Source organism: Aeoliella straminimaris, assembly GCF_024054565.1.
In the GTDB taxonomy this organism is placed as follows: domain Bacteria; phylum Planctomycetota; class Planctomycetia; order Pirellulales; family Lacipirellulaceae; genus Aeoliella; species Aeoliella straminimaris.
Genome location: NZ_JAMXLR010000092.1, coordinates 21,015 through 38,176 on the forward strand (window position 1 = coordinate 21,015; position 17,162 = coordinate 38,176).

The window sequence follows — 17,162 nt, forward strand, 5'->3', positions numbered from 1 at the left end:
CGGTCTAGCTCGTGAGTTCTTCTTCCAGGCGGGCGAGTTGCGACTCGATGCGTTGGTCAATCTCGCCAAATTCAGTCCGCACCACACAGCCGCCCGGCGATACCGAGGCGTCGGCCATGATCTTGGCCGGGGCCAGTTGCTTCAGGCTCTCGACAATCTCGCTCGAAGCGGAGCTCAGGTGTTTGCAGTCTTGCGGGCTGAGGTGAATCGTTATGTTGGCGCTGCCGGAGGCCAGTTCCAGCGATTCCTTAATCAAACCCAGCGGCGCTTGCGGTTCCTTGTCGAGCTCATGCCGCAGGATGCGTTCCGCCATGCGGGCTGCCAGGTGCACGGCCGCAGCTTCCCATTCGCTGAGCCACTTGCCACGAGCGTCGGCCAACTGGTGGGCCACGCTTTCGAGCGCCGGCAATAGTGTTCGCATGTGAGAGTTCACTTTTTCGTCCAGTAGTCGTTCGGCCGCCTGCTCGGCGGCAACTCGCCCCGCCTTCTCGGCGTTGCGACGAACCTGTTCGGCTTCGGCGTGTGCTTGCTGTACGATCTTCGCGGCTTCGCGGCGTACGCTCTGCAGGTACTCGTCGGCGCGACCTTCAAGAGTCTCAAAACTAAATGCAATCGGATACACCCCCGGGCTGCTGGGATGCTCTGTTTGCGAACCGCGTTTGATAATAGTGGCCAAGGCTGTTGTTCTATGTGTGGTGGTGGCGATACCGTGGGGAAGACTCTCGGTGGCGTCAGGCGGCGAACGAGCCCGAACGTTCGGCATACAACCGCGCCGCCGTCTGGGCCATTAGTGACTGGGCGTCGCTCAACTCCGACAAGCGGACCGACGACAAGGTATGCATCCGGCGATTGAGCTCGCGGACCACGCTCTTCGGCAGCAACCGCTCGACGTGCCGCGAAACCTCCTGCGTCGCACCGGCCAGCGCTTTCACCACGGTTTCCGAGTCGCAGTGACTAAACAGCTCGGCCAGTTGCCGCTGATTCAGTTGCGTGATGCGTTCGAACGGATAATCGATCTTCGGCACCGCCGCAGGCGGAACCACGGCAGGCTGCGTCTCCACCACTTTGGTCGGTGGTGGGGTCGGCTTGGTTTCCTGTACTGGCGACACTGGCGGGGCCGATTCCATGGATCGGCGCTCCACGGAGCGAGCCTCAGGGCGTTCGGATTCGTGGTGGTAGGGCTGCACAGTGCTCATCACCACCGTGGGGCGGTTAAACTCCGGTAGCCGCGGGCTGGGACTCTGCCGCAATCCTTCGGCCTGTTCGCCCAACGTACGTTCGACCATCCGCATCGCTTGCTTCGCCCGGTTCACCGACCGCACAGGGCCGATTTCTTCGGCCAGCGACTTGTCGTGGCGAGCGATCTCGGCCATGACCGATTCGCAGATCGTTCCCGCCGAGTGACTCAGGATGGCTTGGATGGACTGCAGTCGATCGGCACGCCGCTGCCGCTCGGCTTTCTGCACCGCAATCCAGTCGGCCAGTTGTCGTTCGATCACCTCCAGGCAATCGCGATCCGATTCGCCCAGGTCGGCGAGACGCTCCAGCGCCGCCGCGCGCCGGCTGGAGGGCAGGGCGTCCAGCACCTGGCTGGCCAGGTCGGGCGACAGATGCGAAAGCACCACGGCCACCGTCGACAGGTGTTCGCGTTCCAGGATGGCCGACAGGGAGGGCAAATCGCCCCCTTCCAGCCACGCGAACGGCTTGTTGCTTACTTCGGCAACGGCCGCAGGCATGGGGGGAATGGCTGTTGGAAGTGGATCGACCTCTGCCGGCTCGATGGCCGAGCTGGAGAAGTCGAGCTCTACACCACCTCGGTCGAAATCGTCGTACGCCTTGGCACGGGGAGCACGCAACTCTTCTCGCAGCTCCTGTTGCTCCAGCGGATCGAGCTCGCCCAGATTCTTCATGGCCTCGCGCACGGCGCGGGCTTCCTCGGCCGAGAGTTGCGATAGCAACGCAGTAGCCGACTCCGCATCAAGGCTGCGGAGCAGGATCGCCGCTTTTCGCAAGGAAGGATTCAGAGAGCTTGTCATGGGTGACCGGTGCAGGCGAAGTGGGTAGTGCTTTGTTTATTCGGGCGATTCAGTTGCAATTGGCAGGTGCGCAGCATTAATGAAGTTCCTCAACCGGCGTGATTGATCCAAGCCCTCAGGATGTTGGCGGCGGCATCGGGATCTTCGCGCACCATTTCGCTGAGGTCTTCCTTCAACGATTCGCCCTTCTTGATGCGGAGCTTGGGGCGTAGCTGTTCTTCTTCTTCGTCTGTACCGGCCACCTTTTCGTCGTTGCCAAAGTCGAGCTCGAGTTTTGAGTTACCTCCGTCGCTTCCATCGCTTGGTTTGATGGCCGAACGCAACAGCAGCAAGCTGACGCCAGCCAGCCCAATCATCGACAGGGTGCCCCAATACTGCCCCGTCCAGGCCAAAGCGGTGTCGGCGATGGAAGGTTCGAGTGGAGCGGCTCGCTTGATCGAATCGATGAAGATCACTTCCACCTGCTTGTATTCGTCTTCGCCCAACGACAGCCGCGGTAGGATGTTCTTCACCAGGCGTTCGATGCGCAGCTTGACGTCGGTCTCCATGGCCTTCAGGTCGGTGTCCGTCAGGTCGCCCGGGGACTTGTCGGGATTGTTCTGCTGCCAGGTATCGGTCACATAATCGCGCGGCACCGCAATCGACGCGTACAGCTCTTTTGGCTTGAAGCCCACGAAGTCTTCCACTTCCTGGGTGAAGCCCAGTGCGTTCTCGTCGGTCGATTTTTCGCGCACGAACCTTTTGGTGTTGCTGCGATTCAGGGCTTCTTCGGTGCCGCGCCGCGCGGGGCCCTGGGCAACCAGGCCAATCTGCCCTCCCATGTCGTTCTGGGTCGACTCTTCTGTTTCCATCTCCGACTCCGAACGTACCGCTTTGGGTTCACCGGGAGTCGTCTTGGTGACGGTGCTTGACGTCCGGTTGTCGAGGTTTGCGCTAACTTGGACGCGGACGTTGGGAATGAAGTTGAGCAACTCCATCAGGCGGCTGCGGTAGCTCTTCTGCACTTCTTCCCGCGCTTGCAGGTAGGGATCGTCGTAAAGCGGTTCACCGAAGCCGCCGATCTCGCCTGTGGAAGTCGAGACCTGAACGCTGTCGGCCACCATATCGGTGAAAGGGCCAGCAACCAGCTTTTGGATGTTGCGGAGGCGCATTGTGTCGACCATCTCACCCGGCCTGGGGGTGATGAACACACTGGCCGAGGCGTCGTTGCGCCTGTTGAAGCCGCGGCGCTCCTGAATGTCGACCATCACCTGGGCACTCTCCACCCAGTCCATCTTCGACACAATCAGCGAGAGCTGCTTCTCGCGGGCGTTGTTAGTGCGGAAATCCCATTTGCGACGCGGTTCCATCACGCCCGAGTCGGTCAGAGCGTCGTCCATGAACGACGAGAAGTTGGCGGGCAGTGCGCCAGCGCTCGCGATGGCGGCAATGCAGTCGGTCTTGATCGCGCTGGGGACACGCAGGCGATTGCCCGAGTCGTCCCAGCCCGACAGGCCGGCTTCGGCCATGGCGGCTTCCATGTTGGTGATTTCTTGTTGCGAGAAGACCGCGCCGCCAAACAGGTAGGCATCGGGGCCTGTGGCCGACGACTTGAACAAGAAAGCGAGGCTCACCACGGCCACCACCAATAGAAGCCCGGCGGTGATTCGTGCACCGGGAGTCATGGACTCGAAGAGTTCTCGGATTTGAGCAGCAAATTTGTTCACTGTGTTCCGTCCGTGGAGCGAGTGGTGCGGGCCGAATTCCTTTCAGCCCGCCAGTGCTTGTTACGATTCGATCAAATGCGGATGTCGCGGATTTCGCGGTAGACGTCCATGGCCTTGTTTCTCATCTGCATGGTCAGTCGAAATGCCAAGTCGGCCTTTTGTACCGCCGTCAGCACCTCGGCCGCATTCACGTCCTCGCCGGTGAACATCGCCTCGACCGCCTTGTCGGCGTCGGCCTGCATGGTGTTCACTTCCTTGATGGAGTTGACCAGCATGTCCTTGAACGACGTCGAATCGCCACCACCCACCGGCTTCATGGCCGGCATGCGGGGCATCGATGTGGTAGAGGCTATCGAGCTGATGTTGTTCATGGCTGTGAGGGGGGAGGGGAGGGCGGAGGGCTTCAGGAGTCGCTTTAGGCGATGATCCTTAGTGTTTGACGACTCATGTCCTTGCTGATCTCGAGCACACCAACATTGGCTTCGTACGCGCGAGTCGCCTGCATCGCGTCCACCATCTCGGTGGTCATGTTCACGTTGGGGTAGGCCACGTAGCCACGGCTGTCGGCATCGGGGTGACCTGGTTGGTATTTCATCTGCGGTGGTTTGGTCGAGATCTCGACACTACCTACTTGTACGCCGGCACCACCACCGGGCGAGTGAATGTCGCTGTCGGTTTGAAACGTTACGTACCGCGGCGAGTACGGAATGGGCTGTCCCAGTTCGTTGCGCGTGGTCGACATATTGGCCAGGTTCGACGAGATGGCATTCAGCCGCGTCCGCTGTGCCACCAGGCCACTCGTGCTGATATCGAAACTGCTGAACATTGTCTAACGTCTCGCTAGGTTATGGTCGAACTCAAAGGTATCTACGCCACCCGTTCGGATATGGCTACCTCGAGCAAACGGATTTGTTGGGTCATCAAACTGACCGCCATGTTATGCATGTTTTGGTTCTTTGCCAGTTCGGTTACCTGCGATTCCAGGCTCACGTCGCTCTCGTCGTGATACAGTATGTGCTTCATCGAATCCTTCACCGCCGCAAAGTCGTCCAGGCGACGCGATTCCTCGCGCGGAGTCAGTACGCCAGGCGAAATCTCGGTCGCAGGACGCTTGTCCCGTTGCTCGATCGCCCGTCTCAGGCTGTCTTGGAACAGATCCGGAGATAAGTCGCGTGTCTTGTAGCCGGGAGTGTCGATATTCGCAATGTTGCCTGCCAACACACCATGCCGCGATTCGGTGAACGCGACTGCCTGTTCTAGCACCGGCAGCGTTGTGTGATTCAGCATCGAAGGAAACATCGAACGTCCTCGTTGGTGGTTCGGCGCAGATTTGCAACCCCCGTGCCAGTCGCGCGGCAAATCGCCAGGCGACACGCGCGGGGAATGGTAACTTCGTTCAATTCCGTGTTTTAACTCTCTTGCCAAACCGCAATGCGGTTTGCCAGGCAGACGTGGTTTTCGCAGTTTGCCGGCAGTTGTTGCCGATTGGAATCGGCAGTTCTTGCCGCTAGCAACCGCTAAGCCACATCCTGCAGGTGTTTCTCTCGCGGAGCGACTCCATAGCTTCGCAGCTTGCCGCTCAGTGTTCTTAGTCCGATGCCCAGAGCTTCGGCCGTGCGGGCGCGGTGTCCATCGTGACGCTTCAGCGTGGCGAGGATCACCTGGCGTTCCATCTCGGCCAGCGTGACATCTTGTTCGGTGGTCGGCTCGCAGGGAGCCGGATCGCTGGCGGCAGCCGCACCCAACCAGGGGCGAATTAGCGAGGCTGCGATGGTGTCGCCCTCGGCCAGCACGCAGGCCCGCGTCACCACGTTTTGCAGTTCGCGAACGTTGCCTGGCCAGTCGTACTCCACCAGCACCTGCAGGGCATCGTCGGCAACGCACCGCTCGGGGCCACCCAATCGCTGGTTGGCTTGCGCCAGGAAGTGACGCACCAGTTGCGGCACGTCCTCGCAGCGGTGACGCAAAGGAGGTACTTCGATGGGCACAACGTTGAGTCGGTAATACAGGTCCTCTCGAAAGGCTCCGCGTTCGACTTCTTCCTGCAGGTTGCGGTTGGTGGAAGCCAGCACGCGAACATCGGCTTCGATGCTGGTACTTGCGCCCACCGGTTCGAAGGTTCGTTCCTGCAGCACCCGCAGCAGCTTTGCCTGCAGTCCCAGGTTGATCTCGGTGATTTCGTCCAGCAGCAGGGTGCCGCCTTGTGCCAGTTCGAAGCGTCCTACGCGATCGGCTTCGGCGCCGGTGAAAGCCCCCCGGCGATGGCCGAACAGTTCGCTCTCGGTCAGTTGCTCTGACAGTACAGGGCAGTTCAGGCTCACCATCTGCTGGCCCCGCCGTCCGCTGGCGTCGTGCAGGGCTCGGGCCACCAGTTCCTTGCCGGTGCCACTCTCGCCGCAGATGAGCACGGTTTCGTCGGTTCGCCCAATCAGTGCTACTTGCTTGCGCAGCGCCTGGATGGCCGGACTGTTGCCGACGATCACGCGTTCGGTTTCGTTGGCGCTGTCATCGTCGGTGGCTTTCACATCACGATGCGCACAGGCACTGGCCACGGCGTTCTCAAGTCGTTCGATGTCGAACGGCTTTTCCAGGTAGTCAAACGCGCCGTACCGCATGGCTTCGACGGCCGTCGCGATGCTGGCGTGTGCTGTGATCATCAGCACTTCGGTCGGCAGTCCGAGGCGAGCGATTTCGCGAATGAACTCCAGCCCGTCCATACCCGGCATCTGCAGATCGGTGATCACCACGTCGCAGGCGTGGCTTCGCAGGTAGGCGAGTCCTTCCACGGCACTTGCCGCGGCATGCACCTCGTAGTCCGAAGCGCGCAACGCGGCGGCCACCGACTCGCGCGAGCGCGGATGATCGTCGACCACCAGGATACGAGAGGAGGATTTGCCAGAACTCATGCAGCCACCCCCAGAGTGCCACGGCCCAGCCGTGGAAATCGCAAGGTGAACGCAGCACCGCCCTCGGGGCAGTTCGACACCGCGACCGACCCGCCATGTGCCTGGGCGATGTGCTCGACGATGGCCAGCCCCAAACCGGTGCCAGTACCCTTGGTAGTAAAGAACGGCTCGAACAGCTTGCGGCGGAACTGTTCGGGCACGCCGGGGCCGCTGTCTGCAATCTCGAGTTCCAGGGCGTCCGCCCCTTCGTAGGAGGTGATCACCAGGTCGCCGCCGTCGGGCATGGCGTCCAGGGCGTTGAGCACCAGATTCAGGACGGCGCGGCGGATCATCTCCCGGTCGCCACTTAAGGCCGAGTTCGGCGGCACGTCGATGTCGACGTCCACGGCCTGTGCTTCGAGCTGCGGGGCGATCGACTCAATCACTTCCTCAACCAGGGCTCCCACGAGGAAGTCACTGGGCTGGGGCTGACGATGGGCGGTGAAGCTCAGTAGATCGTTCACGGTAGCATCCAGGGATTGGAACCCTGCCTCGACTTGGGAAAGGGTGTCGAGCGCCCCGGCGTCGCCTTTCAGGCGCCGGCGAAGCAAGCTCAGGTTTAGCGTTACGGGCACCAGGTTGTTTTTCACCTCGTGGGCCACGTGCGAGGCCATCTGGCCCAGGTCGGCCAGACGATTTTTACGAGCCAGTTCTCGGTTCTTGCGTTCCAGCTCGTCACTCAGCCGCGCCACCTCGGCGTGCAGCATGGCATGAGTTCTCTCCAATCGTTCGGTCGCGTGATTCCACGCGTCGAGCAACGTTTCCAGGTCCGCATCCGCCGACAGTTCACCGCTGGCAGGCTCGGTGAACAATCGCAGTTGTGGCGGTTCTTGCGGTGTCGAATTGTCCGTGGGTTTGGTCATGGCGGTCGAGCTTGTCTCAGCGTCCTCCGGTCGACAGGTCGAGATGCGACGGGGGGGCCGTAGGTGCCGAGATCGGCGCGTGGCTATGGGGTGTACGGTGTTGCGAGTAGGCACTGGCGGCCTGATGGGCCGAGTTGGCACGACGAAGCTGGGCGGCAACCTGATCGCGGCGCTCGACCATTTTGGCTTCCTGATCACGTTCCAGTTGCATCACTTCGGTAAGCAACTGCTGGCATTCGGCTTGTTGGCGTGCACACGCGGCGCGTTCTTCGGCGTTGCGCCAGGTCCGCGACTCAGGATCTTCCGCTTGGAAAGGTCGCAGGTTTCGCTCCACCATCTGCAGGGCGGCGATCAGGTGTTGCTTGGCCCCTAGCAATTGCAGCACCGTGGAAGTGGCCTTGGCCTCTACGGCTTGCTGCTGGCGCAGACCAATGTCGCGAAGCTGCAGCAGCACCTGATGCTTCTTGCGAATGAGTTGAGCCAGGTTGTCGGTGGCGAGGGAAGACATCGTTTTTGGATTCGAGTGAAGGGCGGCCGAGTTCAGGAGGTCACCATTTGCGCATTTCGGTCAACATCAGCTCCCATTGGCTGCGTGTGAAGTTCGTAGTGGCCAGGAAGTCGGCGTCCGGCGGTAGTTGTGCCAACAATTGCAGCGCCTGATCGATGTTCAGCTTCGCTTTCACGGGTTCCTGAAGTCGACGCTGGCAGTTGGCGATCTGGACGAAAGTTTCCAGCACGAACGGTTCATTCTGGTACAGGGTCGATACATTGGAGTATTCGTCGATGGCCGCCTTGAAGCGCTCGGGCGAGCGTTCCACGCGGCCCAGATCGAACAGGGCCGATCCCTTGAACATGTAGCAGTTTCGCAGCATCGCCCGATCGAGCGGGGTGACCGAGTTGCTGTTGGCGATCGAAGTGCGGACTTGTTCGTAGTGGTGGAGCGCTTGATTCAGATAACCCTGCACATCTCGCGTGCTGCTCTCGCGTTCGTTGGCTGTTTTCGCCTGTTCGAGCTCGGTCAGCGGTTGTTGGGCAGCTCGACGAAACGACTCGGCAATCAGGTAGTTGGCCAACCGGGCCTTGTCGGGGTCGATGTCGCGTTCGATGGCTTCGGCCAGGCGGTCGATGGCCTCGTCGAACTCTCCTTCGTCGTGCAGCAACCGCCCCAGCTCAAACAGCGAATTACGCCACTCGGCACTTTGTGGAGTCAAACCGCTGCTATGCAGGTTGGCCAGCAGCAGTTGCTCGGCATCGCGAGTCCTGCCTTCGTCGCGGTAGGCCTTGGCACAGTCGAGCCGGGCGCTGAATACGGCCGCATCCTGGGGGTGCAGCTCGATGCATTCTTCCAGGGCGAAGACGCCTTCAGTGGAATCCCCGCGGGCGAGATGCGCTTGTCCCAGCCGCAGCAGCGCCAGGGCGTTGCGTTGCACTGGTTCGTAACGCAGGTACTCGTTGAGCATGCGGATCACGCTCGCGTAACTTTGTCCCTCGAGGTAGCAATCGGCGCTACTCCATATGGCCCTCGTGTATTCAGGAGTGGCAAAGTAGCGTTTGGAAAGCTCTTCGTACTCGACACCCGCTTTGCGCAGGCGGAGTCGCCCGTCTCGCCGCAGGCTGGCCGCGTTGCTGGCCGCGTCCTGGGCCTGCTGCAGCAGGTAGCGGCCCCAATCGGAGTTGGTCTCGGCCATCAATTCGGTCTGTCGTGGCTTGCCCAGCAAGGCTTCGAGTTGTTCGACCAGCGTCATCGCAGCGGGAAAGTCGTCCTGGGCCAGGAAGTCGCTATGGGCTGCGAGCATTCGTTGGCGGAGTTCGGGCAGAGGCAGGTACTGATTGCGATAGGCACTCGGCGTGTCGAGCACCGACAGGCTGCGGCGATAGGCGGTCAGTGCTTGAACGTTGTCTCGCTTCTGCTCTCGATACAGGTCGCCCTCCACTACCGAGGCCGCGATGCCGGCTGAAGTGGCATTGAAGAGCTTGCGAACCCGTTCGAATTGTCGAATGGCATGGTTCGTGTCCCCCACGAGGCCGTGGGCCACGCCGGCCAGATACATCGCTTCTTCGGCCGACGGATCGGCGGGCGAGATGGCTTTGAGCTTTTGGATCGAAGCGCGCACGGCGTCGATCAGATGGGTGGGGCCGGAATCGTCGCCCATTTGTTTTCCCAACTGGCGACGGAGTTCGTCGATGTCGATTCGGCCGGTGGCGATTGCCACTTGGCTGTCGGTGATTTCGTCGTCCGGTATCGCTTGCAGGGTGGCGCGGGCTTCGTTGAAGCGGGCCAGTTTGGCCAAGGCGTTCACGCGGTCCAGCAGCGCCTCGACGCGCGCTTCGCCCGTCAACTCGACGTCTTCCAACGCTGTATCAAGATGCTCCAGTGCTTTGATGTACTCGGGTGGGTCGGCCAGCATGTAGGCCGATGCCAGCGTGAGATGCAGACTCGAATGATCGGCCCCCTCGATCTTCAGCGATTCTTCGAGCACTTCGAGGCCGGCCGGGTTGTCGCCACTCTCGATGAGCGCGCGTCCCAACAGCGCACTGCCTTGTTGCTCGCGCCCGAGGGGAAATCCTGCGGACTTGGCTTCCTGCAAGTACTTGGCCGCAATCATGAACTGGCTTTGTCGCAGTACCGGCGACCATTGTTGCTCTGCCTCGGCGGCCTTCACCGCGCCCATTACGAAGAGCGGTCCGCCAAGTTCATCCGCACCCAGGGTGCCCGATTCGGTCAGCTGCACCACGTTCAGGCGGGCTTCTTCGTACTCGCCGGAGTCGTAGGCTTCCAAGGCCTGTTCCAGCGTGGGAATGCTGGAAGAAACGGTCAGGGCCGCCAGGTACAGCCAGGTGGCCACGGTAGCCACCACCAGTGTGAGCAAACCGGCCGATACGCACGCCGTGCGCAGGCGATTGGCGCTTGCCCAATCGCGGACGGCATGAAGCCGATCGGCGAGCGAGGGTCGCCCAGTCGGCGCCGGTTCGTTGCTCGGTTTGTTGGTGTTGTCGTCTGCCACGTTGCCATCCTTGGCTCAGGTAGAACGGCAGACGCGAGCCGGTGGCGGACCGGTACTCGCGCAAGTTCGTCCACGCGGCTTCTACAAGACTCGCCCATTAGCGTCAATGCAAACTGGACGCTAGCGTCGAAAGAGGGAAGGGGCGATGCGCGCAAAAAAAGAGCCACACGCTGTAGTACGGCGGTGGCTCTTGGGGCGTAGAATAATTAGCAGCCGCATACCTGATCCATGATCCAGCGGTTGACATCTGCTAGCATGCAGGTGGTCAGGTCGTCGCCGCCGGGATACTGCCGCAGCGAAACGCCACAGCCCGCGGTGTGCAGCATTCGCAGGTCGCTGCAGACGGTCGGCTCGGGATATCCTTCGAATTCGCGTGAAGAGGCAACGAAAAACGGCATCGAACGAAGCCGATTTACATTCCGCAGCACGCTGTGCCGCCGCGGCAGACGGCCATTGATTGAGGCCACGCCGGCGAATTGCTCGGGCGACTGCATGCCGAGCCGCATGGCCATGGTGCCTCCTTCGCCGTGACCAACCAGGTAAACTCGGTCGGCGTTGATATTGAACTGCGCTTGCGCCAGTTGCACCGCTTCGCATACGGCATTGTCCGCCGCGCTGATCCCGCCGGGTTGCTGCACCCAGCGATAGCCGCGCGAAGAGTGATGGCTTTCATGCGATCCGCGGGGGGCAACGGCCACAAAGTTTTGCGTACTCAGGTGCTGCATGATCTGCGGCAGGTGGCGTTCATTGCCACCGGCTTCGTGCATCCAGACCACCAGCGGATAGGCGTAGCCCGCTTCGTAGTTGAGTGGCAGGAAAGTCGCGACCGGGGCTTCGAAGGCCGATCGCACCCGAGACTTGATCAAGGTGGTCCCGAGACCGCTTTCCGGCGGTGTGGGGACAATTTTATTCCAGGGATGTTTGCTTGCAGCGTGACCGGCAAGGCGATGCATGATAGAGATTCTCGACGGTGCTAATGGGGGAAAGCAACACGCGATAAACGTGTGTGGGGATCGCACACCAGCCATGCTCGCTCCCAGTAGGGCAGATTGGGAAGCGATGCTTCACCCTTCGCAAAACTGGGGAAGCAGCTGTGTGGCGACACACATGATAGGTTGGCTAATTGTGGGTTCGATCCTCTCGTCCAGTCCTCCACAGGCCTGGTGCTTTAGTCCCACCGCCTCGAATGCAAAATGGTTGCTTCGGTCGAGCAAGATGATCGGTCCACAAGCAAAGCCATCTTGCACGACGTACACGACTCTAATCGAACTGCCCACATAGTGTCAACGCCGGCTCGAAAGTCGCATTGCTAGCAGGCGTTTCGAGCGGCTGCGGCACGCGATATCAGACCAACTTGGCCATCGCGCTGACCAGTTCTTTCACCGCGGCTACACTGTTTTGGAACGCGGCCGATTCCGAATCGGTCAATTTCAATTCGACAATGCGCTCCACGCCACCAGTGCCAAGCACGACCGGTACACCTACGTAGTAGCCGCCGACGCCATACTCCTTGTCGCAGTAGGCTGCACAGGGGAGCAGACGCTTCTTGTCGCGAACGATGGCTTCGACCATTTGGGCCGTAGCACCGGCCGGAGCGTAATAGGCACTGCCGGTCTTCAACAAACCAACAATCTCGGCACCACCTTTGCGGGTGCGGTCGACAATCTCTTCCAGCCGTGCCGGCTCGATGAGTTGAGTGACCGGAATGCCACCAACCGTGGTGCAACTGGGCAGTGGGACCATCGTGTCGCCGTGACCACCCATCAGCAGGGCACAAATGTCTTCGACGCTGACACCCAGCTCCATGGCCAGGAATGTGCGGTAGCGAGCGGTATCCAGTACACCAGCTTGACCAATCACGCGCTGCGGTGGGAAGCCTGTCACCTGCAGGGCACGTTGCACCATGGCGTCCAGCGGGTTGCTCACCACGATGATCACGGCCTCGGGGCTGGTGGTCTTCACCTCCTCGCACACGGCCGTCATGATTTTGGCGTTGGTTGCTAGCAGATCGTCGCGGCTCATGCCTGGCTTGCGAGGCAGGCCAGCGGTGATCACCACCACGTCGCTACCGGCCGTTTCGGCGTAATCGCTGGTCCCGATCACGGTGGAGTCGAAACCAAAAATGGGCGACGACTGCATCAGGTCCAGGGCCTTGCCCTTGGGCATATCGCCTGCTTGGGGAATATCGAGCAGAACAATGTCGCCTAGTTCGGCTGCAGCGCACCAATGTGCACAAGTGGCGCCCACGTTTCCTGCTCCGACAATCGTGATCTTCGCTCGACGCATTTGCCCTATCCTCCAACTCCCTGAAACTCGAACTGCTGGCTAGCAATGGCTGCTTGCCGATCTACAAGTGAGTATCTGCGCCAGCGGCCCACCCTGCAAGTAGCCTCTCTGACCCGCGAAATATATACGCGCACTCGATGTGCAGCTCCGCACACGATGCCAATCAGGCCGATCTGGACACACGGCTGGCGATTCACTAACGTCTGCCGCCTTGCTGATGGCATTTCTCGCCGTCAGCCAGTGCGTACGCAATCATCGACATCCGTTCATGGCATTCCTTCCACCTTCCATCGTGCCCTGGCTTCGACGAGGCCAGGAACTTATCCTGCCGCTGGCTTTTATAGCTAGCGTGCTGGTGATCATGGTGCCGTTGCCGCCGGCGCTGATGGACGTGCTGCTGGCCGGCAACATCACCATTGCGGTGATTGTATTGCTGACGACTATCTATGTCCGCACGCCGCTCGATTTCAACATCTTTCCTTCGCTGCTGCTGGCCACTACGCTCGCCCGATTGGTGCTGAACGTGGCCACGACGCGATTGATTCTAACTCGCGCGGGCACCGACAAGCTCGAGGCCGCCGGCGGTGTGATTAACGCGTTCGCCGATTTTGTCGCCGGTGGAGGCGGCGACGGGAAGATCGTCGTCGGCCTGATCATCTTCATTATCATTGTCGTCATTCAGTTCGTGGTCATCACCAAGGGTGCCACCCGCATCAGCGAAGTAGCCGCGCGGTTTGCCCTTGATGGCATGCCGGGCAAGCAGATGGCTATCGACGCCGACCTGAATGCCGGCATCATCGACGAAAAGGAAGCTCAGCGGCGCCGCGAAGAAATCACGCAGCAGGCCGACTTCTACGGGGCCATGGATGGTGCCAGTAAGTTTGTCCGCGGCGATGCGATTGCCGGCATTGTGATCACCGTGATCAACATTGTGGGTGGTCTGGTGATCGGCATCGCCGAACTCCATATGTCGCTCTCTGAGGCCGGCAGCCTATTCACTCGCCTCACCATTGGTGACGGTCTGGTGAGCCAAGTTCCCGCGTTCCTTATCTCGTTGGCGGCCGGCTTGCTCGTGACGCGGAGCACGCAAAATACGAACATGCCGCAGCAGTTCCTCGATCAGCTCTTCTCGCGGCCCCAAGCCATGGCCGTGGCAGGTGGTTTCCTGGGGGTGCTGGTCTTCACCAGCTTGCCGCGGATTCCGCTGTTGGGGCTTGGCGCGGCCTGTTTGGGCATATCGCAGATGCTCAACAAGCGCGAGAAGGCCAAGCAGGCCGAAGAGGCCGAGGCGCAACACGCCAGCGACATCGAGAAAAAGGAAGAACGCGTCGAAGACTACCTGGCCGTCGACCCCATGGAGATCGAACTGGGCGTGGGATTGATTCGCCTGGCCGATCCGAATCGCGGTGGCGACTTGCTGGATCGGGTCGGACGCGTACGCAACAACGTGGCAGCTGAGATCGGCCTGGTGATGCCCAAGGTCCGCATCCGCGACAACATGCGGCTCGACCAGAACGACTATCGCATCAAGATCGCCGACATGCCGATCGAGCAGTCCACCATCGAACCAGGGCTGCTGCTGGCCATCGACTCGGGCATGACAACCGGCCAGGTGGATGGCATCGATACCAAGGATCCCGCATTCGGCACCGATGCTCGCTGGATTCAACCTGGCCTGCAGGACCAAGCCGAGCTTTACGGCTACACAGTGGTCGAGCCGGCCGCCGTGCTGGCCACGCACTTGACGGAAGTTTGCCGGCGCCATGCCGACGAGATTCTAACGCGCGACGCCACGAAACACCTGATCGACGAACTGAAGAACGTCTCGCCCACGGTGGTCGACGAGCTCGTACCCGGCACGATGTCGCTTGCCGAAGTACAGACCATTCTTCAGATGTTGCTTCGCGAGCAGATCTCCATCCGCCAGCTGGCGCTCATTCTCGAAACGCTGGGCGACTACGCTCCGCGGTCGAAGGACCCCATCCTGCTAACCGAATACGTACGGCACCGACTCGCTCGCCAGATCTGCACCCGCTATCGCGATTCGGAAAATCAGCTGCATGTCGTGGCTCTCGACCCGGCGGTGGAAGATCGCATCCGAGCGGGCTCCGAACACAACGAGCGAGGGCTGTTTGTTCGCATGTCGCCCCAGGCGGTGGAAGCCACCTGCGGACGGATCAAGTTGGAGATTGAGAAACTGCTTACCGAGAATCACTCTCCCGTTGTGCTGGTCAGCCCGCAGATTCGCGCGGCGGTCAAACAGCTTACCGAATCGCACCTGCCGCAACTTGTGGTACTGAGCTTCAACGAAATCACCCGCGACACGATGGTCGTCACCCATGGATTGGTGACGGACGCGATGCCGCAGCAACCTAAACAATCGTAACACCACTGGTCTCGACGAACATGGAACTCAAATCGTTTCGAGCGAAAACACTGCAACAGGCACTCGAGCTGGTGCGTCGCGAGTTCGGCAACGACGCTTCGGTGGTGCATACTCGCGAATTGAACCGCGGCCTTTTGAGTCGCCTGGTCGCCGGCCGGCAGGTCGAGGTGGTCGCCTCGCCCGGTGCACCGGCGCCCGCTGCCGTGGAAGTCGAACCATCGAACCGCGCCCAGCAGGTCATTCCGGCCGTGCATGAGGATATCGACTTTCGGGCCCAGTATCGGGCTAACCTCGACGCAGAACTGGCTACCCAGATCGGCAGCCTGCATTCGATGGTCGAGCAGCTTTGCTCCACCCGCGCCGAGTCGCGGACCGGCGAAATGCCCCCTGGGTTGTTCGAAGCTTACACCGATTTGATCGAAGCCGATGTCGACGAGGCAACCGCTCGCGAACTAATCGACCAACTGTCGGCCGCTGGAAGCGAAGAACACGCATCCGGTGGCGGACGACTGGTACGCGACTTGATCGAGCGGCAAATCACCGCGGCCGGCCCCATCCAACTGACACCCGGCACGCGTCGTCTGGTGGCGCTGGTGGGGCCAACGGGCGTTGGCAAGACAACCACTATCGCCAAGCTGGCGGCCAACTATCGCCTGCGTGACAAGCAGCGTGTGGGTCTGATCACCGTCGACACCTATCGCGTGGCCGCCGTGGAGCAACTGCGGACCTATGCCGATATCATCGACCTGCCGATGGAAGTGGTCGCCACGCCGCGCGAGATGCGCGAGGCAGTGGCCCGCATGACGGAGCTCGACCTGGTGCTGCTCGACACCGCGGGACGGAGCCCCAAAGACGAAGTGCAGATTCAAGAGCTAAAGTCGATGCTGGGCGAAGCCAATGCCGATGAAGTGCACCTGGTGCTCTCCACGACAACCGCAGCCAAGAGTCTGGTGAATACGGCCCGGCAGTTCGCCCAGGTGGGCGCCACGTCGCTGCTGTTGACCAAGTTGGACGAGGCGATGAGCCTGGGGCACCTGATTACTCTGTTGCGCGACTGTTCGCTACCGGTGAGCTACATCACTACCGGTCAGAACGTACCCGACGACATTTCGGTTGCCGACTCGAGCACGCTGGCCGACATGATGCTTGACGCCACGGCCGTTTGCTGACAACCAGGGCAGGGGACATCCTTACGAGATCCACGCGATGGACGATCAGGCCACTAAACTTCGTCAATTGGTCCGTACCGTCCGGCATGCCGCCACGGTGGCCACCGGGCCGCCGTTGCTGATGGCGTATTCGCCGGTAGATGCAGCCGACACACAGCAGGTGTATCGCGCCATGGTCGACGCCTGTGCCGACCGCAACCTCCGCCTGGCAACCAGCACGCAGGTTGCCAATCCGCCCGACCCCATCGACTGGCAACTGGTGCAGGTCGTTGGCGACTACCAGCTGGCCGACCACGAACTATGGAGCCGCGCGTCGGCACTGATCGTTGTTGTGCACGACGACGACGAGTCGGTAGTGGAATGCTACAAGCGGCTGAAGGTGGCTCACCAGCACACACCGCTTCCACCGATGGAACTAGTGGTGCTGTGTGAAGAGCATCTCGCCGAAGTCGATCTGGCGGCCGACCGGCTTGCCCAGACCTGCCAGCGTTTCTTGCATAGCAGTGTGGCCGGGCAGACGGTGCTGGATGGTCGATCGCGCAAGACTCGTGATGCTATCGCGACGCTGGTCGAGCGGCTATTGATGATGGCACCGGTAGCAACCAGTGAACTTAACAGTCCTATTGCGGCGCATCAGCCATACAGGCTATAAGCCCTTGTCGCATTTGCACGTCCCGTGCCTGGCGACGCGCCTCGCCGCGAGGCTCCTTTTCATCGAGCGTGTTCCGCTCACCCTTGCTCCTTTGCCGCACCGAGCGTGCGTATT

Annotated in this window: 15 protein-coding genes; 3 read left to right on the top strand and 12 right to left on the bottom strand. The window is 60.9% G+C overall.

Going from position 1 to position 17,162, the window contains the following annotated elements:
- Window positions 1–4 precede the first annotated feature (4 nt).
- The 12 genes from NG895_RS25935 to mdh form a co-directional block, all read right to left on the bottom strand.
- Complete coding sequence (locus NG895_RS25935; protein ID WP_252855468.1) at window positions 5–676, bottom strand: FliH/SctL family protein; 672 nt, start codon at window positions 674–676, stop codon at window positions 5–7.
- 55 nt (window positions 677–731) lie between these two features.
- On the bottom strand, window positions 732–2,036 hold the full coding sequence (locus NG895_RS25940) for a FliG C-terminal domain-containing protein (RefSeq protein WP_252855469.1): 1,305 nt from the start codon (window positions 2,034–2,036) through the stop codon (window positions 732–734).
- An 89-nt stretch (window positions 2,037–2,125) separates the two neighbouring features.
- Complete coding sequence (locus NG895_RS25945) at window positions 2,126–3,700, bottom strand: hypothetical protein (protein ID WP_252855470.1); 1,575 nt, start codon at window positions 3,698–3,700, stop codon at window positions 2,126–2,128.
- Window positions 3,701–3,813: 113 nt separating this feature from the next.
- On the bottom strand, window positions 3,814–4,113 hold the full coding sequence (fliE, locus tag NG895_RS25950) for a flagellar hook-basal body complex protein FliE (protein ID WP_252855471.1): 300 nt from the start codon (window positions 4,111–4,113) through the stop codon (window positions 3,814–3,816).
- Between the two features lie 44 nt (window positions 4,114–4,157).
- Complete coding sequence (flgC, locus tag NG895_RS25955; RefSeq protein ID WP_252855472.1) at window positions 4,158–4,568, bottom strand: flagellar basal body rod protein FlgC; 411 nt, start codon at window positions 4,566–4,568, stop codon at window positions 4,158–4,160.
- 41 nt (window positions 4,569–4,609) lie between these two features.
- Window positions 4,610–5,041, bottom strand: coding sequence for a flagellar basal body rod protein FlgB (gene flgB, locus NG895_RS25960; RefSeq protein ID WP_252855473.1), 432 nt, complete (start codon window positions 5,039–5,041; stop codon window positions 4,610–4,612).
- A gap of 218 nt (window positions 5,042–5,259) precedes the next feature.
- Window positions 5,260–6,648, bottom strand: a complete 1,389-nt coding sequence (locus NG895_RS25965) for a sigma-54-dependent transcriptional regulator (protein ID WP_252855474.1) — start codon at window positions 6,646–6,648, stop codon at window positions 5,260–5,262.
- Complete coding sequence (locus tag NG895_RS25970) at window positions 6,645–7,550, bottom strand: sensor histidine kinase (RefSeq protein WP_252855475.1); 906 nt, start codon at window positions 7,548–7,550, stop codon at window positions 6,645–6,647. The genes NG895_RS25965 and NG895_RS25970 overlap by 4 nt, the downstream gene beginning before the upstream one ends.
- A gap of 16 nt (window positions 7,551–7,566) precedes the next feature.
- Window positions 7,567–8,058 (bottom strand): hypothetical protein, encoded by a 492-nt coding sequence (locus tag NG895_RS25975; RefSeq protein ID WP_252855476.1) that lies wholly within the window; start codon window positions 8,056–8,058, stop codon window positions 7,567–7,569.
- A 40-nt stretch (window positions 8,059–8,098) separates the two neighbouring features.
- On the bottom strand, window positions 8,099–10,555 hold the full coding sequence (locus NG895_RS30690; RefSeq protein WP_252855477.1) for a tetratricopeptide repeat protein: 2,457 nt from the start codon (window positions 10,553–10,555) through the stop codon (window positions 8,099–8,101).
- A gap of 206 nt (window positions 10,556–10,761) precedes the next feature.
- The gene (locus NG895_RS25985; protein WP_252855478.1) at window positions 10,762–11,508 is read right to left on the bottom strand and encodes an alpha/beta hydrolase; all 747 of its coding nucleotides are present in this window, start codon (window positions 11,506–11,508) and stop codon (window positions 10,762–10,764) included.
- Window positions 11,509–11,899: 391 nt separating this feature from the next.
- Window positions 11,900–12,841 (bottom strand): malate dehydrogenase, encoded by a 942-nt coding sequence (gene mdh / locus NG895_RS25990; RefSeq protein ID WP_252855479.1) that lies wholly within the window; start codon window positions 12,839–12,841, stop codon window positions 11,900–11,902.
- A 268-nt stretch (window positions 12,842–13,109) separates the two neighbouring features.
- Between mdh and flhA the strand changes: the two genes are divergently transcribed.
- From flhA to NG895_RS26005, 3 genes are read left to right on the top strand one after another with little or no spacing between them, the layout of a single operon-like run.
- Window positions 13,110–15,227 carry a flagellar biosynthesis protein FlhA gene (gene flhA, locus NG895_RS25995; RefSeq protein ID WP_252855480.1) on the top strand — a complete coding sequence of 706 codons (2,118 nt, stop codon included), beginning with the start codon at window positions 13,110–13,112 and terminating at the stop codon, window positions 15,225–15,227.
- A 20-nt stretch (window positions 15,228–15,247) separates the two neighbouring features.
- On the top strand, window positions 15,248–16,396 hold the full coding sequence (flhF, locus tag NG895_RS26000) for a flagellar biosynthesis GTPase FlhF (RefSeq protein WP_252855481.1): 1,149 nt from the start codon (window positions 15,248–15,250) through the stop codon (window positions 16,394–16,396).
- Between the two features lie 37 nt (window positions 16,397–16,433).
- Window positions 16,434–17,048 carry a hypothetical protein gene (locus NG895_RS26005; RefSeq protein WP_252855482.1) on the top strand — a complete coding sequence of 205 codons (615 nt, stop codon included), beginning with the start codon at window positions 16,434–16,436 and terminating at the stop codon, window positions 17,046–17,048.
- The last annotated feature ends 114 nt before the right edge of the window (window positions 17,049–17,162 follow it).

Bases quoted from the DNA above. Each gene is read 5' to 3' on its own strand.
- NG895_RS25940 (WP_252855469.1), bottom strand. From the start codon at position 2,036: ATGACAAGCTCTCTGAATCCTTCCTTGCGAAAAGCGGCGATCCTGCTC.
- NG895_RS25945 (WP_252855470.1), bottom strand. From the start codon at position 3,700: ATGACTCCCGGTGCACGAATCACCGCCGGGCTTCTATTGGTGGTGGCC.
- fliE (WP_252855471.1), bottom strand. From the start codon at position 4,113: ATGAACAACATCAGCTCGATAGCCTCTACCACATCGATGCCCCGCATG.
- flgC (WP_252855472.1), bottom strand. From the start codon at position 4,568: ATGTTCAGCAGTTTCGATATCAGCACGAGTGGCCTGGTGGCACAGCGG.
- flgB (WP_252855473.1), bottom strand. From the start codon at position 5,041: ATGTTTCCTTCGATGCTGAATCACACAACGCTGCCGGTGCTAGAACAG.
- NG895_RS25965 (WP_252855474.1), bottom strand. From the start codon at position 6,648: ATGAGTTCTGGCAAATCCTCCTCTCGTATCCTGGTGGTCGACGATCAT.
- NG895_RS25970 (WP_252855475.1), bottom strand. From the start codon at position 7,550: ATGACCAAACCCACGGACAATTCGACACCGCAAGAACCGCCACAACTG.
- NG895_RS25975 (WP_252855476.1), bottom strand. From the start codon at position 8,058: ATGTCTTCCCTCGCCACCGACAACCTGGCTCAACTCATTCGCAAGAAG.
- NG895_RS25985 (WP_252855478.1), bottom strand. From the start codon at position 11,508: ATGCATCGCCTTGCCGGTCACGCTGCAAGCAAACATCCCTGGAATAAA.
- mdh (WP_252855479.1), bottom strand. From the start codon at position 12,841: ATGCGTCGAGCGAAGATCACGATTGTCGGAGCAGGAAACGTGGGCGCC.
- flhA (WP_252855480.1), top strand. From the start codon at position 13,110: ATGGCATTCCTTCCACCTTCCATCGTGCCCTGGCTTCGACGAGGCCAG.
- flhF (WP_252855481.1), top strand. From the start codon at position 15,248: ATGGAACTCAAATCGTTTCGAGCGAAAACACTGCAACAGGCACTCGAG.
- NG895_RS26005 (WP_252855482.1), top strand. From the start codon at position 16,434: ATGGACGATCAGGCCACTAAACTTCGTCAATTGGTCCGTACCGTCCGG.